The following is a 21,945-nucleotide window of genomic DNA, read 5'->3' as shown; positions in this document are numbered from 1 at the left end:
TCGTGCAGAGATCGTGATTAGCTCTAGCTGATTCACGAAGGTCCAACCCTGCAAGGGTTGGACCTTCGTTTGTTTAACTGGTTTTTTGCATGCCGGCATGGCTGGCACGTCATTATTTCTGCTGACATCCGCCGGGCAGGAATAGCTCCGAAGGAGCACTGCTCTTAATACTTGCTGAGGTTAGACTAAAAGTGCACCGATCAGGTGGATTCACGAACGGCAGGTAGTAGCACATGGCAACGACAGGAAATTCGCCGGCAGACTATGCGGCAGGCGCAACTGCCGGACAGCAGATCCCGGTGCGCCAGGTCAGCCACGCGGAGTGGGAAACTGTACCGCGCACGATTCCCAATTTCTGGGTTGCCGCAGCCACCTGGCTTCCGCTGGTTGCACTGGTGGTCTTCGTCCGTTCGGATCTTCTGCATTCCCCGTACCTGGACAAGGGCTTCATGGACATCCTCTCCTTCTCCATGGTCGCTACCGTCCTGGCCATGATCTTTGGCGGCGGACGGCAATCACCCTGGATGGGCTTGGGCGTAGCCGCCGGAATCTATTTCCTGCTGGCTCCTGCCGGGGACCTGCAAAGGATCCTGGTGCTGGCGCTGGGCTATTTCCTGCTGCTCGCACTGTCCGTAGGTCTCATGGACGCACGGTTCCGACGCCTGCTGAGAACCTGGAAGCGTGAAGCCTCAGGAGGCATCGCCTTGGCGCCGGGGCAAGAGAGCGATTTTGGAATCACCAAGCAAATGTCGCCCATGGTATGGAAGGTTGCGGTAGGAGCACTGATCTACCCGCTGCTCCGGCTGGGCTGGGAACTGGTCAGCACGGAAGTTCATTCGCTGCATGACTTGGATGAAGGCTACCGCCTTGACGTGTACGCCGCGGCCGTCCTGCTGGGCATCAGCCTGCTGCTGAGCATGCTGCGCTGGATGCGCTTGAAATCGATGGGACTTTTCGCACTCGAAGTGCCAGCGGACCACCGAATTGGTCCCACGTCATTGCGGGCGTATGGCAACGCGATCCTCATTGAAACGGAAGAAACCGGGGCCTGCCTGTGCCGCAACGACGACAAGAACGGATCCAAGCAGAAATTTGAGGATCCGCGATTCATTTTCTGCTCAGAGGTGTGCCCGGTGCACGGGGTGCATGCGGTCAACCAGCGCTCTGCCGAAGAGTTCCTGGGCATCGCCTCCCAGCCCTGGGTCTATGGGGAGAACCTGAATGGGAAACTGCTAGAGGCAACCGGCCAGCGCTTGGTCATTGCAGGGCTCAGCGGCTGGGGCTCACGCCCGGTCGCGGTGCGCGCTTCATGGCTCTACGGTGGAGGGAAGCAGGCCAGCGCCTACTACGTCCCGGCATCGGCACGCGAGCCTCTGGCCAGAACCAAGCGCCGCCTGGCGGTCCAGACCCCTGCCGGTGATTCGGTTACGGCTGATACTTTCGAGAATAATGAGCGGGGCGAGATCGACCGGATCGACCTGCGTCCATTGGGGATCAACGCCCAAGCCGTCCGCGTGCACGGTGGACGCCCTTTCTTGATCTAGCCGGATGGCCCCCGGCGCATTGCCGCGAACTAGGCGGCCTTGGCCATGTGGTAGCTGTTGCGCACCGGGGTCTGGGTGGGATCCACGAAGCTGGGCAGGATGACCTTGGGTACGCCATCGTCGGCAATGACCTTGATCAACCCGGCATGAACGTCATGATGATGCGTGTCGCAGAGCATCGCGCTCCAGTAGACCGCAGTGACACCGCCCTCGGACCAGAACCAGATGTGGTGGATGTTGCAGCGTTCGGGATCCATGGTGCACCCGGGAACTATGCAGCCGCGATCGCGCACCGCAACACCCAGGCGCATGTAGTTCGGATGCTTGCGCTGGCTGCGCCCGATATCAAGCAGCTCGCCCCTGCCGCCGAGCACCATCGGGATGATGCGTGCCCTGGCCAGGGTCTGGCGCAGGTCAGTTGCATCGAGCTTGAAACCGTGCTGGGTGATGCCATGGGTTCTCGCCCGGCCTTCCAACTCGTCCAAGGTCAGCATGACCACGACCTGCGGGGTGATGGTGGGGACATCCACGGTGCCCGCATCATTCCCATCGGCGCTCTTGGGGGTCCCGCCATTGCGCGCGGCATCCAGTAGTTCCTGGAGCCGCTTCGTGTTGATCTCCAGCAGATTCATCAGGCCGTTGAGGCGGCGTGCCGCGGGAGAAAGCGGTGGGGAAACAGGATCTTCGCTGGCGGCAGCTTCCTCATCGGTCAAGAAATCCGGATGGCCTCCGGCGTCGGCCTGGTAGGAGGTGCCAGGGGCAGCATCCTGCTCTGTACGTTGTCCCGGAGACTGGGCAAAAGCCTCCCGTGCGGCCTGGCCGGAACCGGAGCGGGGATTGTCGCTTTGCGAAATGCCCGATTCGAAGAGTTCTGCGCGCGTAGGGCGCAGGGCGAGGTCGTAATGGACCAGGCCGCCGCGTTCGTCTCGCCGGTACAGGCCTTCCTGGGCTTCGGGCCGCTTCTTGCCCAAGCGTTCTTTCTGGGATTTCAAGAAGTTGTTGACCAATTGCCTGCGGGTGCCGGGGTCGGGCTCGTCCAATTGCTGGTTGACGATGGATTCAAGCAGCTCGCCATCTTCGGTGAGCGCCGAGGCGGTGGCCGGTGCGGCGTATTCGTCGCGTTGGGGTTCCAGAGCGCCCAGGCGGCGGGCCGCGCTGAGCACTTCGGCTGGCGGCTGGCGCAGATCGGCGAAGCGCCGCGCCAGCAGCGGGAACTGTGCCTGGTGCCGCTGATGCTGGTAGTCGTATTGCGCGAAGACGTGGCTGGCGGACTGGATGCGGCGTTTGGCCTCGAAATGGTCGGTGCGCAGCCAGGATGCCAGCAGTGCCGCAGGGCCGGTGAAGCTGGGCCGCTTTCCGGTGCGCTGGGCAGGGAGGGAGAAATCGGTGGTGCCCTGGCGGGCCGCGGCGAGTTCAACCTGGGCCAGGGTGTGCGCGGCGGTGTCATCGACCAGGTGGGCTGCGTAGATCTGGGTGCGAAGGGCTTGGTGGGCCGATGCTTCTGCCGCGGTGGCCAGGGCCAAGGCGTAGCGCGGATCGTGCAGGTAGTGGGGCTCGGGGCCGGTGGCTGGACTGGCGCAGAGCAGCGTCTGGTGCAGGACGGGGATGAACGCGGCGATGGCCAGGGCGTCGTCCACCGCGAGGGCCGGCGCGTCCTTGATCGCTTGGGCAAGCCCGGCTAGCGCCTGGCTGACAGTTCTGTTCATGGCTCCAGCATGCGCCAGGCGGTGCGTGGTGTGCCGGCCGGCAATGCGGCCTGTGGAAAAGCCTAGTGCGCGCGGGTGGATGCGGTCACGGTGAAGGTCCTGTCGCGGGCCAGCTGTTCGGTGGGGCCAACACGGCGGGCCAATTCGCTGCGGTAGCGCAGGTGCGAGTTGAACACGCACAGCAGGGTGCCTCCGGGAGCGAGCACGCGGGCGGCGTCGTCGATCAGCTTGAACGCGATGTCGGCGGTGACGGTGTTGCCGATGTGGAAGGGCGGGTTCAGCGTGACCAGGGTGGCGCTGGCGTCGGGCAGGCGGCCCAGGGCGTCATCCTGCACGGCGGTGATGCGTCCGGCCAGGTTGTTGCGTTGCGCGGCGGCCAGGGTGGAGGCGACCGCGGAGGCCGAATGGTCCGAGGCGTCCACGCGCAGCTGCGGGTTTTCCAGTGCTGCGCAGATGCCGATCGCGCCGTTGCCGCAGGCCAGATCGACCAGCGTGGCGTGCCCGGAGAGGTCCGGAAGGTTTTCCAGCAGCAGCCGGGTGCCCGGATCCAGCCGGGCGGCACCGAAGGTCCCGGCACCGGCATGCAGCGTGAAGCTGGTGCCGCGCACCTGGTGGGTGGCAGTGGCCGGGAAGCCGCTGGCGGGCTGTTCGGCACGCGGGGTGCTGGCGGTGAGCACCCGGGATTTCTGCCGGGCCAGCGAGACGTCGACGCGGGTGAAATGCGCCGCGAGCACCTCGTTCATGGAACGGCTCATGTGCTTGATGCGGCCCCCGGCGAAAAGCTTCGCGCCGGGATCGGCGACGGCAGCTGCCGCGGCGGCCTGTTCTCCCAGCACGTCCAGTCCGCGTGGCAGGGCCAGCAGGATCGAACTGGCGCCCTGGGCGACCTGTTCCAGGGTGCAGAATTCGAGGTGTCCGGCCCGCTCGGGCATGAGCCGGGCGAGGTTGGCCTCGATGGCCCGGCGGGCGGTGAGCGAATCGGTGTGCACGCGCACGCTCGTGCTGCCTAGTGCCAGTGCGCCCAGGGCCAGCGCTCCGTAGTGGTCGCCGATGACCGCGATGGCGGCCGGCCAGCGGTCCGAGGGTCCGGCCGCGGCGGCGCAGGTGTCCAGGATGAGCCGGTCGCAGGCGTCGGCGGCGTAGAGGTTGGCGGCTTCGACATCGGGCCAGCGGCGCAGGGCGGGCAGCAGGGCCTGGAGGCTGCTGGCGGCAGCGGGCGTGCCTTCGGGATTGGCGGCGGAGTTCAAATCAGATCAACCCATTGCGTGTTGGCGGCGGCCAGTTCCCCGGCGCCGGAGGTGAGTGCGGCGATGCCGGTGCGCAGCTGCGCGGCGGCTTCGGGCGTGTCCGGGATGCCGATCTGCACGATTGCGGCATCGGCCTGCCAGAGGGTCGGTTCGACCTGGTAGCCGGCGGCGCGCAGCTCGTTCTCGTAGCGGGCCGCGTCGGCGTGGGCGGCAGGGAAGGTGAAGATCCGCATGCGCTGGCGCAGGTGCAGCTGCGCATTGTCCAGCCCGGAAGATACCGCCTCGGAATATGCGCGGACCAGTCCGCCGGCGCCAAGCTTGATCCCGCCGAAGTAGCGGACCACCACGGCCAGCACATCCGAGAGCACGCTGCCGTCGGCGATTTCGCGCTTGGCCAGGGCATCGAGCATCGGGATGCCGGCGGTGCCCGAGGGCTCGCCGTCGTCGTTGGAGCGCTGGGCCATGCGATCGGGGCCCAGGATGAACGCGCTGCAGTGGTGGCGGGCATCGAAGTGGGTCTTGCGCAGGGCCGCGATCTGCGCGCGGGCGGCGGCCTCGGTTTCGACCCGGTAGAGGTAGGTGATGAATCGCGAACGCTTGATTTCCAGCTCGTGCACGCAATCGCTGGTCAAGGTCGTGTACCGTGTCGCGGCCGAGTCGTTGGTGTTCATCCCTCTTAGTTTATAGGGTGGGAACATGATGCATGTGGGACTGACCGGGGGAGTGGCCTCCGGAAAATCTGCGGTCGCGGCCAAATTGGCCGCCCTGGGAGCCGTAGTCATCGATGCCGACGCGTTGGCGCGCCAGGTGGTCGAACCCGGCACGCCCGGGCTGGCTGCGATCAAGGACACGTTTGGCGAAGCCGTTTTGCTGGCCGACGGGTCGCTGAACCGTCCCGCACTGGGCGCGATAGTTTTCGCCGACGAGGCGGCGCGGGCCAAGCTCAACGCGATCGTGCACCCGCTGGTGCGGGAGCAAGCGGCGAAGCTGCGCCAAGGCGCGCCAGCCGGCTCGCTGGTGGTCGAGGACATCCCGCTGCTGGTCGAGACCGGCCAGCTGGACAGCTTCGACGCGGTGGTCGTCGTGGCCGCCCCGCACGCCGAACGCATCCGCCGCATGGTCCAGGACCGCGGCTGGACCCGGGAAGATGCCGAGGCCCGGATGGCCGCGCAGGCCACGGATGACCAGCGGGCGGCCGTAGCCGACTACCTGCTGGATAATTGCGGTACCTTGGAAGAACTGGAGGCGCAGGTTTCTGCCCTCTACCGCCAATTGGCGCCAGCACAGGAGTAGGAATGTACAAGATCTGCAAGTGGAGCACCCTGATCGCTTTCGCCGTCGCCTTGGTGCTGTGGCTCGGATTTGGCGGCCGCGCCGAATTCGTTGCCAGCGAATCCGGGCCGTATTCGCCGGTGGTCTACATTTCCGGCTTCCTGGCCCTGCTGGGGCTGATTGCCGCCACCATCATGACCGTGGGATTCTTCGGCAGCAGCATCCAGCGCACCGTCAAGCGCAATGCGATCCGCTACGGGATGCGCAAGTAGCACCCCGGATTTAAGCTGAAAGCTGGCTAGGGCGCGACCCCAACGGTCGGGGCAAGTGGATATGCTGGAAGCATGAGTCTTGCACAGCCGATCAAGCGCGTGGTCGCCCCCTTCGAAGTCATCAGCGAGTACCAGCCTGCCGGCGACCAGCCGCAGGCCATCAAGCAGCTGACCGAGCGGATCAACGCCGGAGAGAAGGACATCGTGCTGCTCGGTGCCACCGGTACCGGCAAGTCCGCGACCACCGCCTGGCTGGTGGAGCAGGTGCAGCGCCCCACCCTGGTGCTGGTGCAGAACAAGACCCTGGCCGCCCAGCTGGCCAACGAGTTCCGCGAGCTGATGCCCAATAACGCGGTGGAGTACTTCGTCTCCTACTACGACTACTACCAGCCCGAGGCCTACGTCCCGCAGACCGATACCTTCATCGAGAAGGACTCCTCGATCAACGAGGAAGTCGAGCGCCTGCGCCACTCGGCCACCAACTCCCTGCTCACCCGCCGCGACACCATTGTGGTCGCCACCGTTTCGTGCATCTACGGCCTGGGCACTCCCGAGGAATACGTGGCCGGGATGGTCACCGTGCGCACCGGCGAGGAACTGAACCGCGACGCGATGCTGCGCCAGTTCGTGGCCATGCAGTACACCCGCAACGACATGGACTTCCACCGCGGCACCTTCCGCGTGCGCGGGGACACGGTGGAGATCATCCCGATGTACGAAGAGCAGGCCGTGCGCATCGAGTTCTTCGGCGACGAGGTGGAAGCGATCCACACCCTGCACCCGGTCACCGGCGAGGTGATCCGCGAGGAGACCGAGATGTACATCTTCCCGGCCAGCCACTATGTGGCCGGTGCCGAGCGGATGCACAAGGCGATCAAGCGGATCGAGGACGAGCTGGCGGTGCGCCTGAAGGAGCTGGAATCGCAGAACAAGCTCGTCGAGGCCCAGCGGCTGCGCATGCGCACCACCTACGACCTGGAAATGATGGAGCAGATGGGTTTCTGCAACGGCATCGAGAACTACTCGCGCCATATCGACGGCCGCGATGCCGGCAGCGCCCCGCACTGCCTGATCGACTATTTCCCCGATGACTTCCTGCTGGTGATCGACGAGTCGCATGTCACCGTGCCGCAGATCGGCGCCATGTACGAGGGCGACATGTCCCGCAAGCGCACGCTGGTGGAACACGGCTTCCGCCTGCCAAGTGCCATGGACAACCGCCCGCTGAAATGGGACGAGTTCCTTGAGCGCATCGGGCAGACCGTGTACCTTTCGGCCACCCCGGGCAAGTACGAGCTGGGCAAGTCCGATGGGTTCGTGGAGCAGATTATCCGCCCCACCGGGCTGATCGACCCCGAGATCATCGTCAAGCCCACCAAGGGCCAGATCGATGACCTGCTCGATGAGATCCGCACCCGTGTGGATCGCGATGAGCGCGTGCTGGTTACCACGCTGACCAAGCGCATGGCCGAGGACCTGACCGACTACCTCACCGAGCACCAGGTGCGGGTGCAGTACCTGCACTCCGATGTGGACACGATCCGCCGCGTGGAGCTGCTGCGCGAGCTGCGCATGGGTTCCTTCGACGTGCTGGTGGGCATCAACCTGCTGCGCGAGGGCCTGGATTTGCCCGAGGTTTCGCTGGTCGCGATCCTGGATGCCGACAAGCAGGGCTTCTTGCGTTCGGCCACCAGCCTGATCCAGACCATCGGCCGTGCCGCGCGTAACGTCTCGGGTCAGGTGATCATGTATGCCGACAAGATCACCGATGCGATGGACCAGGCGATCGAGGAGACCAATCGCCGACGGGCAATCCAGGAAGCGCACAACAAGGAGCACGGGATCGACCCCACGCCGCTGCGCAAGAAGATCGCTGACATCACCGACCAGCTGGCGCGTGAGGATGCCGACACCCAGGAACTGCTGAACAACAACCGGTTGGCGAAAAATGCCAAGCGCACCAAAGCCTCGTCCACCGTGCGCAAGGACGGACTGGCCGCCGCCCCGGCCGAGGACCTGCTGGCCCAGATCGGGGAAATGACCGAGCAGATGCACGCCGCGGCCGCTGAGTTGCAGTTCGAACTGGCCGCCCGGATCCGCGATGAAGTTTCCGAGTTGAAGAAGGAATTGCGCCAGATGAAGGCCGCCGGGCACGCGTAACCCTGCTGCTGTCCGGCGCAGTATTGGGACTTGGGCCGAGCCTGTGCAGTTCCTGTGCGCTACACTTGATCACTGGACGTAGGGGAGTATCCCAATGCTGTGGACGTCAACACGCGAACCAATGATGTTTCGCCGGGCACAGCAGCCGATCACTGAGCCAGCTATCTAAGCGTTTCGAATTCTGGTGTGGCGGCGGAGAGACTTGCGGCGATTTTCCATACCCTCCAACGAAAGGTCGCTCGTCCGTGGGCACTAATGGGTTAACTATTCAATTCGAGATCATCGCGCTGATTGTTCTGTGCGCGGTGCTCATCGCAGACCTGCTGTACGTCACCAAGCGTCCGCACATTCCTTCCATGAAGGAAGCGGGCATTTTTGTCGGCATCTACATCTCCTTGGCATTGATTTTCGGTGCGGTGATCTGGACGCAGGCCGGACCGCAGCTCGGCCAGGAATTCTACGCCGGCTGGGTCACCGAATACGCGTTGTCGGTGGACAACCTGTTCGTCTTCATCATCATCATGGCGCGCTTCTCGGTACCGCGTAAGTACCAGCAGGAAGTGCTGATGTTCGGCATCATCATCGCGTTGGTCCTGCGCGCAATCTTCATTGTGCTCGGCGCCGCGATCATCGAGCAGTGGTCGTGGGTCTTCTACATCTTCGGCGCCTTCCTGCTGTGGACCGCATGGAACCAGCTCAAGGACGAGGATGAGGACGAGGAAAGCGGCCTGGTCAAGAAGCTGACCTCCAAGCTGCCGATTTCCAAGGACTTCGATGGAGCCAAGCTGCGCACCGTGGTCGACGGCAAGAAGCTGTTCACCCCGATGGTGCTGGTCTTCGTGACCATCGGCATGACCGACCTGCTGTTCGCCTTCGACTCGATCCCGGCCATCTTCGGCCTGACCAAGTCCGCGTTCATCGTGTTCACCGCGAACATCTTCGCGCTGATGGGCTTGCGCCAGCTGTACTTCCTGCTCGGTGGCCTGATGAACCGCCTGGTCTTCCTGAAGCACGCACTGAGCTTCATCCTCGCTTTCATCGGCGTGAAGCTGGTCTTCCACGCCCTGCACGAGAACAGCCTGCCGTTCATCAACGGCGGGGAGCCGCTGCATTACGCGTGGCTGGACATTTCCGTGGGTGTTTCGCTGCTGGTCATCCTGGGCGCGATCGTTATCGCAACCGTGCTGTCGCTGTGGAGCCCATGGGGCAAGCGCGCAGCTGCTTCGGCTGAAGCCGCGGAACTCGCCGGCGCAGCGGAAGCTGCAGAGCAGGACGCCGCCAAGTAATCCGCACCATCGCCCGCCGGGATCAGTTGCTTCCAACTGGCCCCGGCGGGTTTTCCGTACCCGCATAGTGTGCCTATGCTGTTCTGCTAAGGTATTTTCCATGAGCGACCTATCGACAGAAGCCAGTGGCATTGCCACCGGCGTAGCACTAGCGTCGGGCACCATGTCCCGGCTGCTTGGACGCGCGGCCGGGCAAGGCCGATCGGTGACCGCTTGGCGGGTGCTTTCCACCCTGGACCGGTTGGGCCCCCAGCGCGTGGGCGACTTGGCCATCGAGCAGCGCGTGGCCCAGCCGACCATGACCGGTCTGGTCATCCGCATGGAAAACGACCAGTTGGTCCAGCGACAACCGGACCCTGGGGACGGCCGCGCCAGCTTGGTGAGCCTGACCGGCGACGGCAAGGAGGCCATTGAAGCCTACCGGCAGCGCGCGATTTCCTCGCTGGCCGGCGGCATCGATTCCTTCAGCGCCGAGGAGCGGCGGATTCTGGCGCAGGCTGTGCCGCTGCTGCAGCGGTTGAATGACCAGGTTGCCGCGAAGCTGGACCATTAGCAGCAGAAGGCTTAACGCGCAGGGCGCTTGAATCCCCGGGGATTCAAGCGCCCTGCGCGTTAACGTAGCCGGTGCGCGGGCTAGCTGTCCTGGGCCACGGCGTCCGGGTCTTCGCCGTTGGCCATGGCCAGCAGCCGGCGGAAGATCGCCGGGCCATCGTCGCCGATGCCGTCATGGTGGAATTGATCGGTCACCCAGGTCTGCAACCCGGCCACCTGCGAGGCGGTGCGCAGGGAGAGCTCGCGGTCCACATAGACGTCGTCATGGTAGACCGCCGCGGCCACCGGCACGGTGTTCTTGGCCAGGACATCCAGATCGTAGAGCGGGCCGAAGCCTTCGTGCTCGGCCAGGATGCGGGCCACGTCCTCCAGGGGTCGCAGGGCAGGATCTTCGGCGAAGTGCCAGCTGTAGATCATCTCGCCGGTCAGCAGCGGGGTCGCCGCGTGGCGGGTGAAGTCGGCGAACTCCGGCAGGACTTGTTCGGCCGCGAAATTGGTCGGCTCGCCTTGGGCGTAGATGGTTTCATGCATCAGCGCATAGAGCGGGTTCGAGGCGAAAGAGCTCTGGGCCAAGAGCGCTTCGAGGAAGTTATCCGAGAGGCGGTCGCCGCCCGGGGTGTGGCTGAAGGCCTCCTCGAAGATGTGATGCAGCAGGTGCACCCGGGTGTTTCCGCCCAGGTACATGCCCAGCATCTGCACCAGCGGCACGGTGACGCGCTGGCCGTTGGGCAGCAGCTCATCGTCATTGGTGCGCACATGCTCGTAGATCCTGTGCAGGGTCTGGAAGTCCTCGGGGTACCAGGAGAAGTACTCGCGGTTGCGTTCTGCCATCCGCTGGTAGGTGGCGCGGTAGACGGTCTTCGCATCGGCATCCAGCGAGGCCAGCCCGCCGGTGACCAGGCAGCGGGTGAGCGACTGCGGGAAGAGCGAGAGATAGGTCAGGGTGCAGAACCCGCCGTAGCTCTGCCCCAGGGTGCTCCACTGCTCGATGCCCAGGTGCTCGCGCAGGGCTTCGGCGTCGCGCACAATCGAGTCGGCGCGGAAATGCGAGAGGTAGCGGGCCTGGGCGGCCGAGTCCCCGCGCAGCGGCAAGGACTTGCGGTTAGCCGGGGTGGACAGCCCGGTGCCGCGCTGGTCCAGCAGCAGCACGCGGAAGTGCTTGGTGGCTTCGGCCAACCACCCCGACAAGGAACCGGGGCGCGGGGATTTGCCCCCTGGACCGCCCTGCAGGAACAGCAGCCAGGGCTTGGCAGTGCCGGTGCTGATCTCGCGGGCGAAGACCGAGATCTTTTCGCCCTGCGGATCGGCGTGATCCAGTGGAACCTCGATGCGATGGTCGGTGACATCCATACCGCGGTAGTGGCGCATTAGCTCGCTCCTTGCATGCCAAGTTGTTGCAGTGCTTCGCCGTCCAGGCGCCGGGTGCTCCAGCCGTCCATGGAGCTGGACCCGATGGCGTCGTAGAACCTGATGGCCGGCTCGTTCCAATCCAGCACTGACCATTCCAAGCGCTTATAGCCGCGTTCGACGCAGATCTGCGCCAGCGTGCGCAGCAAAGCGGTGCCGGTGCCTGAACCGCGTTGGGATTCGCGCACATACAGATCCTCCAGATGGATGCCGTGCCGGCCCTCCCAGGTGGAGTAGGCCAGGTACCACAGGGCCATGCCCCTGAGCGTCCCGGTTTCATCCTCGGCAACATGGGCGAAGACCTGGGGATTGGGGCCGAACAGATGGGATTGGAGGTCTGCTGCGGTGTTGAGCACCGCATCAGGTTCCCTTTCATAGTCGGCCAATTCCTGGATCATCGCCAAGATCTGCGGGCAGTCGCCCGGAACAGCTTCACGCACAATACTCATGTGTTCCAGCTTACCTCCGTCGCACCGCTAAAACGTCGGTGACCAGACCTAAGGTTGAATGCATGATGGGTGGACACCACGCGGTGAGCGGCGCAGCCGCATGGTTGGCAATTACAACTGACGTCACCGTGGGTTCGGTGAACCTGGGGCTGGGAACTTTCCAGATGGACCGCTGGGAAACCCTGGCCGGCGCGATCGTCTGCGCTGGCGCGGCCCTGCTGCCCGACGCGGATCACCATGGGGCCACGATCGCCCGCTCGCTGCCCCCGTTCTCCAGCATTTTCACGCGGATTGTCGGTTCGGTTTCGGGCGGGCACCGCAACGGCACCCATTCGCTGATCGGCATCGCCTTCTTCATCTTCCTGGCCTGGCTGGCCAACGGCTGGGATGTGCAGACCGCGGCGTTGGGCACGGTCTACCCGGCCGCGGCGCTGTTCGCGATCCTGCTGATTTCCTTCGCGGTGAAGACCATGAAATTCATGCCGCCGCTGCTGTGCTGGATTATCGCCTTGGCCGCCGGGACTTTCGTCGGGATGAATGCGCCGGAGCAGAACCTCTGGTTCCTGATGGCAGTCTCCCTGGGCGCGATCGTGCACGTGATGGGCGACATGCTGACCATCGGCGGCTGCAATCTGCTGTGGCCGATCAAGATCGGCTCGCCGCGCTGGTTCCGCCGGCTGCCGCTGATTGGCGGCTGCTGGAAGTCCAATGGGCGGGTGGCTTTGCCGATTCTGGCCGAGACGGGTTCCACCGCAGAATGGCTGCTCGCGACGCTGCTCACTACCTATGTGGGCATCGCGCTGATCGTCGCCTGACGGCCCCCGGCCCGCTGCCGGCTCGCCGCAGTGCAACGCGCTGTGGCTGGCAGCCGGTGATCTGGCATGATTCGAACCATGCAGATTCAATTCACCCGGCGCATCACCTGGGATCAGCTTCCTGGCGAACTGCGCGCGCAGATCGAATCGCACCTTGGATCCCGGGTGATCTGGGCGCAAAGCCAAGCCTCGGGGTTTTCCCCGGGCAGCGCCGATCGGCTGCTCACCGCCGATGGCCAGCGGGTCTTCGCCAAGGCGGTGCATCCGGGCCTCAGCGCCCCGGCCACGGCATTGCACGCCCGCGAAGCGGCAATAGCGGCCAAGCTCCCGGCGGCCTTGCCGGTTCCGCAGTTCCTGGGGCGCATCAGCTGGCAAGGCTGGGAGGCCTTGGTCTTCGCTGAAGGCCCAGGGGCCAGCCCGCAGCTTCCCTGGCCGGCCGGACAGCTGGAACGGGTACTGGACACGCTGGCGCAGCTGGCTCATCAGGCCCCCGATTCCCTGACCGAGCTGCTGCCGCCGCTGGAAGAGGAACTGCGCGAGGACGTAGCCGGTTTTGCGCGGATCATGCAGGACGGCTGGCTTCCAGCTGATCCCTGGGTGGCGCAGAACCTGGAAGAACTCCATGGGCTGGCCATGGACGGTATCGGGGCGCTGGCCGGAGACCAGCTGGTGCATTCGGATCTGCGTTCGGACAACATCCTGCTGGGAGACGGCGGAGAAGTGCTGCTGGTGGATTGGCCGTGGGCTTCGCGGGGCGCCGCATGGTATGACGCGTTGACGGTGCTGGTTGAAGCGCGGATTTTCGACCCGGCGCTGGATGCGGACGCCATTGCCGACTCCCACCCGATCTTCGAATCGGTGGGCACGGAAGCGGTCAGCGCGGTATTAGCTGGACTGGCCGCCTACTATGTGGACGCGGCGCGCAGGCCCGAGGTTCCCGGGCTGCCCACGCTGCGCAGCTATCACGCGAAGCAGGCGGCCGCCACCGTTGGGTGGCTCAAGGCGCGACTGGCCTAGTTGGCGATTGCAGGGGCTAGCCGAACCGGGCCGGCGTGGCATTTTCCCCGCGGTAGACCAGGGCCAGGCCCAGGACCAGCGAACCGAGCTGGACCAAGGTCGCCAGCCACGCGCCGGAAGCAAAGAGCTCGGACCAGCCGCTGAGCAGCCCGACCAGGACCATCAGCATGAGGCCTGCCCCGAGCAGGCGAAGCTTGTACCCGTTCATGGCCATACCCTACGGCACTGTCCGCGGCATTGCCACCGGATTCCGGGAAGATGCCGCGGGCATCGAGTGCGCGACTAGCCCAGATGCCGGGGCTGGTCCAGCGCCGTGCCGGATCCCATGCAGATAATTGGCGGCAAGCCGGAATCCAGCCGGGAAAGTACCAGCTGTTCCTGCGCAACGAGGTTCTGCGGCAGGGCATCGAGCGGGAACCAGCGAAGCTCGCAGGCTTTCTCCGGTTCCATGAGGCGCGGAGTACCGTCCCACTGGCGCGCCAGGAAGAAGAAATCCACAGGGGATTGGGCGCCGCTGCCCGCTTGCAGGTAGCGGTGCACCGTGCACAGCGGCTTGAGCTGGTCTGCCGCGATCCGGATGCCCAATTCCTCGCGGGCTTCGCGAACGGCGGCGGCAACGGCAGCCTCGCCGGGCTCAACGTGCCCGGCGGCCGCAGTGCTCCAGAACCCGTCCATGTAGCCGGTTCCCGACCTCAGTTGAAGCAGGACTTCGTCGGCGCGCCGCAAGATGGCGTAGCTGATGGCGGGCATCAGGAGTCCAGGCGGCCCACCGAAGTCACCTTGACCACAGGTTCGCCCGCCTCGTCCGAGTCATCTAGCGAGATGGTGGCGGTGATGCCCCAGTCGTGGTGCTCGGATGGGTCGGCGAAGATCTGGCGCACCTCCCAGGTGCGCTGGGGCATGTCCTTGATGATGAACAGCTTCGAGCCGCGTCCGGCGGGACCGTCGTCGATGTCCTCGTGCTCGTCGAAGTAGTAGTCCATGGCATCGGCCCAGGTGTCCGCGTCGAAGCCGCTATGCCCGTCGAGCTCGCCCAGGGCCTTGTCCTGCTCGTCGGCGAACAGCTTCACCCGGCGGAACATCTCGTTGCGGACCATCACGCGGAAGGCGCGCACATTGCTGGTCAGCTTTTCCGGTGCCGGAGGCGGTGCGGTTTCCGTTGCCTCGCTCAGCTCGCCGCGGGAGAGCTCTTCCCATTCGTCCAGCAGCGAGGAGTCGATCTGGCGGATCATCTCGCCGAGCCATTCGATCAGGTCTTCGAGGTCCTCGCGCAGCGCGTCCTGGGGAACGGTCTGGCGCAGGGCCTTGTAGGCATCGGTGAGGTAGCGCAGCAGCACGCCCTCGGAGCGGGCCAGCTGGTAGTACTGGACGAAATCGGAGAAGCCCATGGCGCGTTCGTACATGTCGCGCACGATCGACTTCGGCGCCAATTCGAAGTCCGAGAGCCACGGCGCGCCGGAGCGGTACTGCTCGAAGGCGCTCTCCAGCTTCTCGGCCAGGGGCATCGCATAGGTGATTTCATCCAGTGCGTTCATGCGGTCGTTGTAGTCCATGCCTTCGGCCTTCATCGCGGCGATGGCCTCGCCGCGGGCCTTCTTCTCCTGGCCGGAGAGCACCTGGCGCGGCTTTTCCAAGGTCGCCTCGATCACCGAAACGACATCCAGCGCGTAGCTGGCCGAATCCGGATCCAGCAGGTCCAGGGCGGCCAGCGCGAAGGGCGAGAGCGGCTGGTTCAGCGCGAAGTTCTGCTGCAGGTGCACGGTCAGCTCGTAGTAGTTGCCGTATTCGTCTGGCTCATTGCGGCGCACGACCACCTCGGTGGCGATCAGTTCGCGCAGGATCCCCAGGGCGCGCAGCTTCAGCTTGCGCTGGGACGCCGGGGTCTCGTGGTTTTCGCTGAGCAGGCGCTGGGCGGCCTCGAACGAATTGTCCTCGCGCTCCAGCAGGTTCAGCAGCATCGAGTGCGAGACCTGGAATGAGGACTTCAGCGTCTCGGGGGCGGCCTCGACGATCTTCTCGAAGGTCTTCTCGCCCCAGGTCACGAAGTTCTGCGGCGGCTTCTTCTTCGGGATCTGCTTGAGTTTGGACGAGCCCTCGCCGTGCTTCTTCAGCGCCTTTTCCATGGCCTTGTGGTTCTCGATCGCATGCTCCGGAGCCTGCACCAGCACGGTGCCTGCGGTATCGAAACCTGCGCGGCCCGCGCGCCCGGCAATCTGGTGGAATTCGCGGGCGTTCACGATGCGCGTACGTGTGCCGTCGAACTTGGACAGCGCGGTGATCACCACGGTGCGGATCGGCACGTTGATGCCCACCCCCAGGGTGTCGGTGCCGCAGATGACCTTGAGCAGGCCGGCCTGCGCCAGTTGCTCGACCAGGCGGCGGTACTTGGGCAGCATGCCGGCGTGGTGGATGCCGATGCCGTGGCGGACCAGGCGGTTCAGCGTCTTGCCGAAACCGGCGGCGAAGCGGAATCCGCCGATCATCTCGGAGATCTTTTCCTTCTCCTCGCGCGTGGCCACATTCACGCTCATCAGCCCGGTGGCGCGGTCGATGGCATCGAGCTGGGAGAAGTGCACGATATAGATCGGCACCTGCTTGGTCTTGATCAGTTCCTCCACGGCCTCCTGCACCGGCTCCATGGAGTAGTAGAAGTGCAGCGGGATCGGGCGCTCGGTGTGCGCGACCGTCACCGTCGGGGTGCCGGTGCGCTCTTCGAGTTCCTGCTCGAAGCGGGTGACATCGCCCAGGGTGGCGCTCATCAGCAGGAACTGCGCCTGCGGCAGCTCGATCAGCGGCACCTGCCAGGCCCAGCCGCGCTGCGGATCGGCGTAGAAGTGGAACTCGTCCATGATCACGCAGCCCACGTCCGCCTTGGAGCCTTCGCGCAGGGCGATGTTCGCCAGGATCTCAGCGGTGCAGCAGATGATCGGGGCGTCGGCGTTCACCGAGGAATCACCGGTGACCATGCCGACGTTCTCTGCGCCGAAAATCTTGCACAGGTCGAAGAACTTCTCGGAGACCAGCGCCTTGATCGGCGCGGTGTAGAAGCTGATCTGGTCGCGGGCCATGGCGTAGAAGTGGGCTGCGATGGCAACCATGGACTTGCCCGAGCCGGTGGGGGTGGCCAGGATGACGTTGTTGCCGCCGGCCAGCGCCATCGACGCTTCGTCCTGTGCGGGGTAGAGGCTGATGCCACGGGTTGCGACCCATTGGCCGAAAGCCTCGTAGATTTCGTCGTCGGATACGTTCTTGGCGTCTGCTGGCAGATAATCGGTGAGCAACATGATGTTCCTAGCCTATCGGTTGAGAACTATGACTGGGGGCTAGTTGTTGCGTGCGCCTCTCGTTTAGGCTCGGGAATATGAAATGGGATCCGACGAAATACACCGAATTCTCCGATTACCGGGGCCGCCCGTACCTGGATTTGCTGGGGCAGCTGGTCTCGGTTGACGCGTCGAAGATCATCGATCTGGGGTGCGGGCCGGGAAATATGACCCGGCTGCTGGCCCAGCGCTGGCCGCAAGCGCAGGTCACCGGACTTGATTCCTCGCCGGAGATGATCGCCCGGGCCACGCAGAGCGAGCACGAGGAGAACCTGGGCTTCGCGCTGGCCGATGCCACGGCGTGGACCCCTGACTCCGACACGGACCTGCTGTTCTCCAACGCGATGCTGCAATGGCTTCCGGGGCATCGCGAGCTGCTGGCCGGTTGGCTGGAGCACCTGAAGCCCGGCGCGAACGTGGCCATCCAGGTCCCGGGCAATTTCGGCTCTCCGTCGCACGCGGTGATGCGCGCAGTTGCCGACAGCCCGAAGTGGTCCGGCCAACTGGCAGGGGTGCTGCGCCATGACGACGTGGTGGGCGAGCCCGGCGAATACCAGCGGATCTTCCTGGACGCGGGGTTCCAGGCCAATGTCTGGGAAACCACCTACCACCAGCTGCTCGCGGGGGAGGACCCGATCCTGAACTGGGTTCGCGGGACGGCGCTGCTGCCCATCCGCCACACGCTCAGCGACGAAGACTATCTGGATTTCGAAAACGACTACCGGGCCGAAGTCTCCAAGCACTACCCGTCATTTGCTTCGCAGGACGGTACCGTCCTGACGAACTTCCCGTTCCGCAGGATTTTCATGATCGGGCACAAGCTCGGCTGATTTGCTCCAGGCTCGGCATCGTCAGAGCGCTTGGAAGGTGAGCTGGCTCAGCGATTGCTTCCCGCCAGGCACCTTTGCACGACGCCGGGCAGCACGCGGACGCAGACCAGGACGACCAGGATGCCCAACGCCACTCCGGAGAAGACATCGTGGACGAAGTGGGCGCCTACGCCCACGCGGGACAGGGCAATGAGCAAGACGGCCGGTATAGCGTACTTGGCCAGCTTCGGAAGGGCCAGCGTGCAGGCTGCGGCGACGCCGGCGGCGAGAACCGAATGGTTGGAGGGCCAAGACCAGTCGCCTGCTTCCGGGCATGCCACTGCGGTGAGAGCATCCAGGGCGCGGCAGGGGCGTTCCTCGGCGACCAGGATCTTGGCCAGCTCGCTCAGGCCATAGGCCGCTACCGCGCCAATCGCGCCTGAAACCAGGCGCCAAAACGCAACTCGGTCACGGAACCAGCACAGGACGGTGAGCGTGCAGGCCCCGGCCATCAGCATCAAGAGCAAGATCTCGGAAAAGAACACAGCCGCCGCGGAGAGCAGCGTCGACTGGGCAACAGTTCCTGAAATCCCCAGATACAAGGCATCACGCAACGGATAGGAGGCCATCGCCAGCACGGCGAGAACCGCGATGATGATGGCTGGTCGTGATGGGGCGATGGCAATTGGTGCGGAGGACGGAGAATTCACAAGTGGTGATTATACGGATCTGATGCGGCGGCAGGCATCAGCTGGAAGAGGTCCCGCACCATTAAACGCTGCTGCCAGCGGCACGGATGCCGCTGGCAATGCAGTCAAGGGCTACCACCCGCGTTCGCGCCACTGCTCCAAATTCGGGCGTTCTGCACCCAGTGTCGTCGAATCGCCGTGCCCCGGCAGAACCTGGGTTTCGTCCGGGAAGCGGTCGAAGATGCGTTCGGTGACGTCGGTGAGCAAAGAGAGGAACCGCTGCGGGTCCTTCCATGTGTTGCCCACGCCTCCGGGGAACAAGCTGTCGCCGCTGAGCACCACCGGCTGGCCGGAGGAATCAACCAGCGCATAGCCGATCGAACCTGGCGTATGCCCTCGCAGGTGGATCGCCTCGATGATCACATCGCCCAGCTTCAGCTGGTCGCCGTGGTTCAGCCCATGGTCGATCTTGACCCCGCATTCTCCAGCGATCCCGGCGACGTCGTCTGCACCGGCGAAGGTTGGCACCGGGTACTTCTCCACGGCTTCGGCCAACGCGCGCACGTGGTCCCAGTGCTGATGCGTCGTGGCGATGCCGATAAGGCGCGGGTCGCTCGCGTCTTCACTGGCCGCCTGGATGAGCCGCTCGATGGCCGGCATGTCATCGGCCGCGTCCACCAGCAGCTGTTCGCCGGTCTTCCGATTAGTTACCAGGTACACGTTGTTTGCCATGTCGGATACTGAGACCCAACGGACGGTCACATCGTTCAGCAATAGTTCGTTCATGCAACCAGACTACGGTGCAGATCCCGGCTGACGCGATAGGCTCGGATAAATGCCAAACACAGTCCAAAGGATGGAGTGCAGGATGACCGAACTGGAATTCATCAAGATCGAGCCGAACTCGGGCGTGGCGCCGTATCAGCAGGTCCGCGAGCAGATCCTCTCAGCAATTGCCAAGGGCAAACTAGCTCCGGGCACCAAATTGCCGTCGGTTCGTGCGCTCTCGGGCACCTTGAACCTCGCGGTGAATACTGTCGCCAAGGTCTACAAGGAACTTGAGCTGCAGGGCGCAGTTGTCACCCGCGGCCGCCATGGAACCGTGGTCCAAGCCGCCGAGAATCGTGCAGAGCAGGAAGTCAGCGATGCGGCCGCCGATCTGGCCCGCATCGCCCAACTGTGGTCGGTCGACGAAGCAACCGCGGTAAAGTACCTGCGCGCCGCGTTCAGCTCCCTGCCAAGGTAGCCCCGACGCGGCTCTGGAGTCGATCCCGAATCCCGGCGGTGGATGGAGCCAGGTGAATGCGAAATGGCATAGGGGTACGTTTTGCTGTTGACAGCTCCAATATTTCCCGGGGTTGATTAGCTGCCAGCAAGGTAACGGGCGATCGAATTGTCGCATCGCCAATTTTCGACCGCCAGTGTGTCGCCGCTCGCCGTGCCTTCAGCGGGACTCCACCGAATGCTGTCGGGTTGGTGAACCGTAATGGTTCTTAAGCATCCCTATACGGTGTGTCGCGTTGCCTAGTTTTTCAGTTTCCGAAGTCGCCAGCACTGCTGCCCGTAGCCCTCGACACTGCACCTTCCGCAAAGGGAAGGGTAAGTGCGAGTTGCCCACTTTCCCGATGGCGATTCACTTTAAGTCAAGGTTGGCGGGCTTTCCCGGTATGACCTTATCGCCGTGCTCAACTCGCAATAGATACAGCTCAACGCCCACGCACAGCTTTTCGGCGCTGCGGTGCTTGGAGATGCCAACAAGCAACACGTTATTAGCCTGGTTGAACGCAGTGTGAGTAACTTAGGCTTGCCAGATGGCGGAACACTTAAGCAAGTATTCGACGCGGCTCTAATGCGCCGATCGAAGCTTTGCCCTCCGACCGCTGGCCCATGTCCCCGTCTAGCTATGGACAAACAGGAATCGTCCACACACTTCGTGATGCGTCGACGGCATGCACCCGAACGTTCTTTCACAGTGGCTGCTCCGACGCTTGGCGACGACGATGAGTATCCAAGAGGTTTCTACCTCCGTGCAGTGAAGGGGCAGCTCCGGGTTCGAGGCTACTGTTGCGAAGGCCCGCAGCGTTGGTTTCCTGATGACCAATTCATTTTCCACTTGCATCCGTAGCGACACGATTTCCAGGTTCGCCTTGGCATCGACTCCGCATCGATATTTCTCAGATTCTCGTGAGAAGAACAACTCGAGGAGCACCCGCAAGTGGAACGACCAACGGGACTTAGGATTGCTAGCGACCGCTAGACCTAGTATTCACTATGGTAGAACGGATGCATGCGATGGCTTGCGAAATGGTTCGACGAAACTGACTGGCCGAGGGACCCTCTCTTGGATGAATTCCGCGATTCAGTTTGGGAGCTCACGCTAGCCGGAGAGACCAGAGGGTGGCTGACCACCTCGATCACTATTATGCGGTCGTTCCCGTTTTTCTGGGACAAGCAAGAGAACATGTGGTTCCAAGTGCACTGGTTAGAGGGCGAGCATGAATTACCGGAGGAGGACTACGCGCCAGGGTGGTACACAGTCGAAGAACTGCGGGACGGGCATTTCGTCACCGATGACCCCAGGAATGGTCAAGAGACCAGCTTTAGTGCCACCAGAGTCATCGGTACCGAGCGCGACCAATTGTGGAATCAACTGGATCACGGTGTAATTCGATAAACCGTGAGATGCCCAGATTGCTGTCCTGTTCAGGAACCTTCATCGAGACGCCAAGGACCAGATGTTTGCAGAAGGAAGCGGGAGCACACTGGACTAGTTGCCATCCGCGCCTAGCGACACGGAGCGGTTGCCCAGTGACTGGAGACACCTCGGCAATAATGGTCTGCATGATCGAACGTGAACGGTGGAGCATGCGATTCCCGAATAAGTACCAGTCAGCTGGTTGGGGCATCGTCAGTGCGGTGATGTGCGCAGGCCTCTTCGCGGGATGCTCCGTAGTCCCGGATTATTCGGGTGATACCTGCGATGGACGTAAACCGGTTGGCTCTCTGGAGCAAGCCGGCAGGGACCTAGTGGCTGCCGCCTACGCCGCCGATCGGGACGGTGTATGCCGAGTGACCGCACCTTTCCCAGGCGGAGTTCTGGACGATTCAATGGTCGCCATGACTCGGGAAATCCTGGCCGAACGGGGCATCACCCCACAGAACGTCACTGTGGTAACTGGAGAACAGATGGGAAGTGGTGTGGCCGTCCAATTGACAGACGGCAGCAATAACGCTTCCCGCGCGATCGACATCAGCGGCACGGTCGTCCGCGACGACGGATTCACGGTGGGCCTGCCGCCAGAGCTGTATCCCGAGGTTCCGGAGCACCCTGCATCACCGTCTGCATCGACAGATTCTGCTTCCCGATAGCGCCAGTTACACAGTGAAACGTCCAACG

Annotated in this window: 22 protein-coding genes; 12 read left to right on the top strand and 10 right to left on the bottom strand. The window is 63.8% G+C overall.

Going from position 1 to position 21,945, the window contains the following annotated elements:
• The first annotated feature begins 233 nt into the window (after window positions 1-233).
• Window positions 234-1,544, top strand: coding sequence for a hypothetical protein (locus AAZQ98_RS07380; protein WP_434691020.1), 1,311 nt, complete (start codon window positions 234-236; stop codon window positions 1,542-1,544).
• Window positions 1,545-1,573: 29 nt separating this feature from the next.
• Here AAZQ98_RS07380 and AAZQ98_RS07375 read toward each other — a convergent pair whose 3' ends face one another.
• The 3 genes from AAZQ98_RS07375 to AAZQ98_RS07365 all read right to left on the bottom strand — a co-directional run bounded on the left by AAZQ98_RS07375 (window position 1,574) and on the right by AAZQ98_RS07365 (window position 5,168).
• Window positions 1,574-3,250 carry an HNH endonuclease signature motif containing protein gene (locus AAZQ98_RS07375; protein ID WP_434691018.1) on the bottom strand — a complete coding sequence of 559 codons (1,677 nt, stop codon included), beginning with the start codon at window positions 3,248-3,250 and terminating at the stop codon, window positions 1,574-1,576.
• Between the two features lie 62 nt (window positions 3,251-3,312).
• Window positions 3,313-4,497 carry a class I SAM-dependent methyltransferase gene (locus tag AAZQ98_RS07370; RefSeq protein ID WP_434691015.1) on the bottom strand — a complete coding sequence of 395 codons (1,185 nt, stop codon included), beginning with the start codon at window positions 4,495-4,497 and terminating at the stop codon, window positions 3,313-3,315.
• Window positions 4,494-5,168, bottom strand: a complete 675-nt coding sequence (locus AAZQ98_RS07365) for an IMPACT family protein (protein ID WP_400342248.1) — start codon at window positions 5,166-5,168, stop codon at window positions 4,494-4,496. Before AAZQ98_RS07365 ends, AAZQ98_RS07370 begins: the two co-directional genes overlap by 4 nt.
• Before the next feature lie 25 nt (window positions 5,169-5,193).
• On the opposite strand from AAZQ98_RS07365, the gene coaE reads away from it, so the two are divergent.
• The 5 genes from coaE to AAZQ98_RS07340 all read left to right on the top strand — a co-directional run bounded on the left by coaE (window position 5,194) and on the right by AAZQ98_RS07340 (window position 10,040).
• Window positions 5,194-5,790, top strand: a complete 597-nt coding sequence (gene coaE / locus AAZQ98_RS07360; protein WP_434691012.1) for a dephospho-CoA kinase — start codon at window positions 5,194-5,196, stop codon at window positions 5,788-5,790.
• 2 nt (window positions 5,791-5,792) lie between these two features.
• Window positions 5,793-6,041, top strand: coding sequence for a hypothetical protein (locus AAZQ98_RS07355; protein ID WP_332502775.1), 249 nt, complete (start codon window positions 5,793-5,795; stop codon window positions 6,039-6,041).
• Between the two features lie 72 nt (window positions 6,042-6,113).
• A complete protein-coding gene (uvrB, locus tag AAZQ98_RS07350; RefSeq protein ID WP_133834225.1) occupies window positions 6,114-8,201 on the top strand; it encodes an excinuclease ABC subunit UvrB in 2,088 nt (695 codons plus the stop codon).
• 245 nt (window positions 8,202-8,446) lie between these two features.
• Window positions 8,447-9,487: a TerC family protein gene (locus AAZQ98_RS07345; RefSeq protein WP_105656689.1), complete on the top strand. Its 1,041-nt coding sequence runs from the start codon at window positions 8,447-8,449 to the stop codon at window positions 9,485-9,487.
• 100 nt (window positions 9,488-9,587) lie between these two features.
• Complete coding sequence (locus AAZQ98_RS07340; protein ID WP_105656688.1) at window positions 9,588-10,040, top strand: MarR family winged helix-turn-helix transcriptional regulator; 453 nt, start codon at window positions 9,588-9,590, stop codon at window positions 10,038-10,040.
• An 80-nt stretch (window positions 10,041-10,120) separates the two neighbouring features.
• Here AAZQ98_RS07340 and AAZQ98_RS07335 read toward each other — a convergent pair whose 3' ends face one another.
• A complete protein-coding gene (locus tag AAZQ98_RS07335; RefSeq protein WP_434691008.1) occupies window positions 10,121-11,407 on the bottom strand; it encodes an alpha/beta fold hydrolase in 1,287 nt (428 codons plus the stop codon).
• Window positions 11,407-11,895, bottom strand: coding sequence for a GNAT family N-acetyltransferase (locus AAZQ98_RS07330; RefSeq protein ID WP_434691006.1), 489 nt, complete (start codon window positions 11,893-11,895; stop codon window positions 11,407-11,409). Before AAZQ98_RS07330 ends, AAZQ98_RS07335 begins: the two co-directional genes overlap by 1 nt.
• A gap of 62 nt (window positions 11,896-11,957) precedes the next feature.
• Here AAZQ98_RS07330 and AAZQ98_RS07325 point away from each other — a divergent pair, with 62 nt between their 5' ends.
• Both AAZQ98_RS07325 and AAZQ98_RS07320 read left to right on the top strand, forming a co-directional pair.
• Complete coding sequence (locus AAZQ98_RS07325; protein ID WP_434691004.1) at window positions 11,958-12,710, top strand: metal-dependent hydrolase; 753 nt, start codon at window positions 11,958-11,960, stop codon at window positions 12,708-12,710.
• 78 nt (window positions 12,711-12,788) lie between these two features.
• Window positions 12,789-13,727 carry a phosphotransferase gene (locus tag AAZQ98_RS07320; protein WP_434691002.1) on the top strand — a complete coding sequence of 313 codons (939 nt, stop codon included), beginning with the start codon at window positions 12,789-12,791 and terminating at the stop codon, window positions 13,725-13,727.
• A 16-nt stretch (window positions 13,728-13,743) separates the two neighbouring features.
• Here the strand turns inward: AAZQ98_RS07320 and AAZQ98_RS07315 are convergent, their stop codons facing one another.
• From AAZQ98_RS07315 to AAZQ98_RS07305, 3 genes are all read right to left on the bottom strand, one after another.
• Entirely contained in the window at window positions 13,744-13,935 is a 192-nt protein-coding gene (locus AAZQ98_RS07315) for a hypothetical protein (RefSeq protein ID WP_434690999.1), read from the bottom strand.
• Between the two features lie 74 nt (window positions 13,936-14,009).
• Window positions 14,010-14,477 carry an NUDIX domain-containing protein gene (locus tag AAZQ98_RS07310; RefSeq protein WP_434690997.1) on the bottom strand — a complete coding sequence of 156 codons (468 nt, stop codon included), beginning with the start codon at window positions 14,475-14,477 and terminating at the stop codon, window positions 14,010-14,012.
• A complete protein-coding gene (locus AAZQ98_RS07305; protein WP_434690994.1) occupies window positions 14,477-17,011 on the bottom strand; it encodes a DEAD/DEAH box helicase in 2,535 nt (844 codons plus the stop codon). The genes AAZQ98_RS07310 and AAZQ98_RS07305 overlap by 1 nt, the downstream gene beginning before the upstream one ends.
• 77 nt (window positions 17,012-17,088) lie before the next feature.
• Between AAZQ98_RS07305 and AAZQ98_RS07300 the strand changes: the two genes are divergently transcribed.
• Complete coding sequence (locus AAZQ98_RS07300; RefSeq protein ID WP_434690993.1) at window positions 17,089-17,880, top strand: methyltransferase domain-containing protein; 792 nt, start codon at window positions 17,089-17,091, stop codon at window positions 17,878-17,880.
• 47 nt (window positions 17,881-17,927) lie between these two features.
• Here the strand turns inward: AAZQ98_RS07300 and AAZQ98_RS07295 are convergent, their stop codons facing one another.
• Complete coding sequence (locus tag AAZQ98_RS07295; protein ID WP_434690991.1) at window positions 17,928-18,569, bottom strand: phosphatase PAP2 family protein; 642 nt, start codon at window positions 18,567-18,569, stop codon at window positions 17,928-17,930.
• A 111-nt stretch (window positions 18,570-18,680) separates the two neighbouring features.
• Window positions 18,681-19,334, bottom strand: coding sequence for an MBL fold metallo-hydrolase (locus AAZQ98_RS07290; protein WP_434690988.1), 654 nt, complete (start codon window positions 19,332-19,334; stop codon window positions 18,681-18,683).
• A gap of 82 nt (window positions 19,335-19,416) precedes the next feature.
• Between AAZQ98_RS07290 and AAZQ98_RS07285 the strand changes: the two genes are divergently transcribed.
• The 3 genes from AAZQ98_RS07285 to AAZQ98_RS07275 all read left to right on the top strand — a co-directional run bounded on the left by AAZQ98_RS07285 (window position 19,417) and on the right by AAZQ98_RS07275 (window position 21,917).
• The gene (locus AAZQ98_RS07285) at window positions 19,417-19,794 is read left to right on the top strand and encodes a GntR family transcriptional regulator (RefSeq protein ID WP_105656678.1); all 378 of its coding nucleotides are present in this window, start codon (window positions 19,417-19,419) and stop codon (window positions 19,792-19,794) included.
• Window positions 19,795-20,889: 1,095 nt separating this feature from the next.
• Complete coding sequence (locus AAZQ98_RS07280; RefSeq protein ID WP_434690985.1) at window positions 20,890-21,222, top strand: hypothetical protein; 333 nt, start codon at window positions 20,890-20,892, stop codon at window positions 21,220-21,222.
• A gap of 167 nt (window positions 21,223-21,389) precedes the next feature.
• Window positions 21,390-21,917 carry a hypothetical protein gene (locus AAZQ98_RS07275; protein WP_434690982.1) on the top strand — a complete coding sequence of 176 codons (528 nt, stop codon included), beginning with the start codon at window positions 21,390-21,392 and terminating at the stop codon, window positions 21,915-21,917.
• Window positions 21,918-21,945 lie beyond the last annotated feature (28 nt).

Source organism: Glutamicibacter sp. Je.9.36 (assembly GCF_051129975.1).
Taxonomy (GTDB): Bacteria; Actinomycetota; Actinomycetes; order Actinomycetales; family Micrococcaceae; genus Glutamicibacter.
Note: the sequence above shows the minus strand (reverse complement) of the source record. Positions and strands in the feature narration are given on the sequence as shown.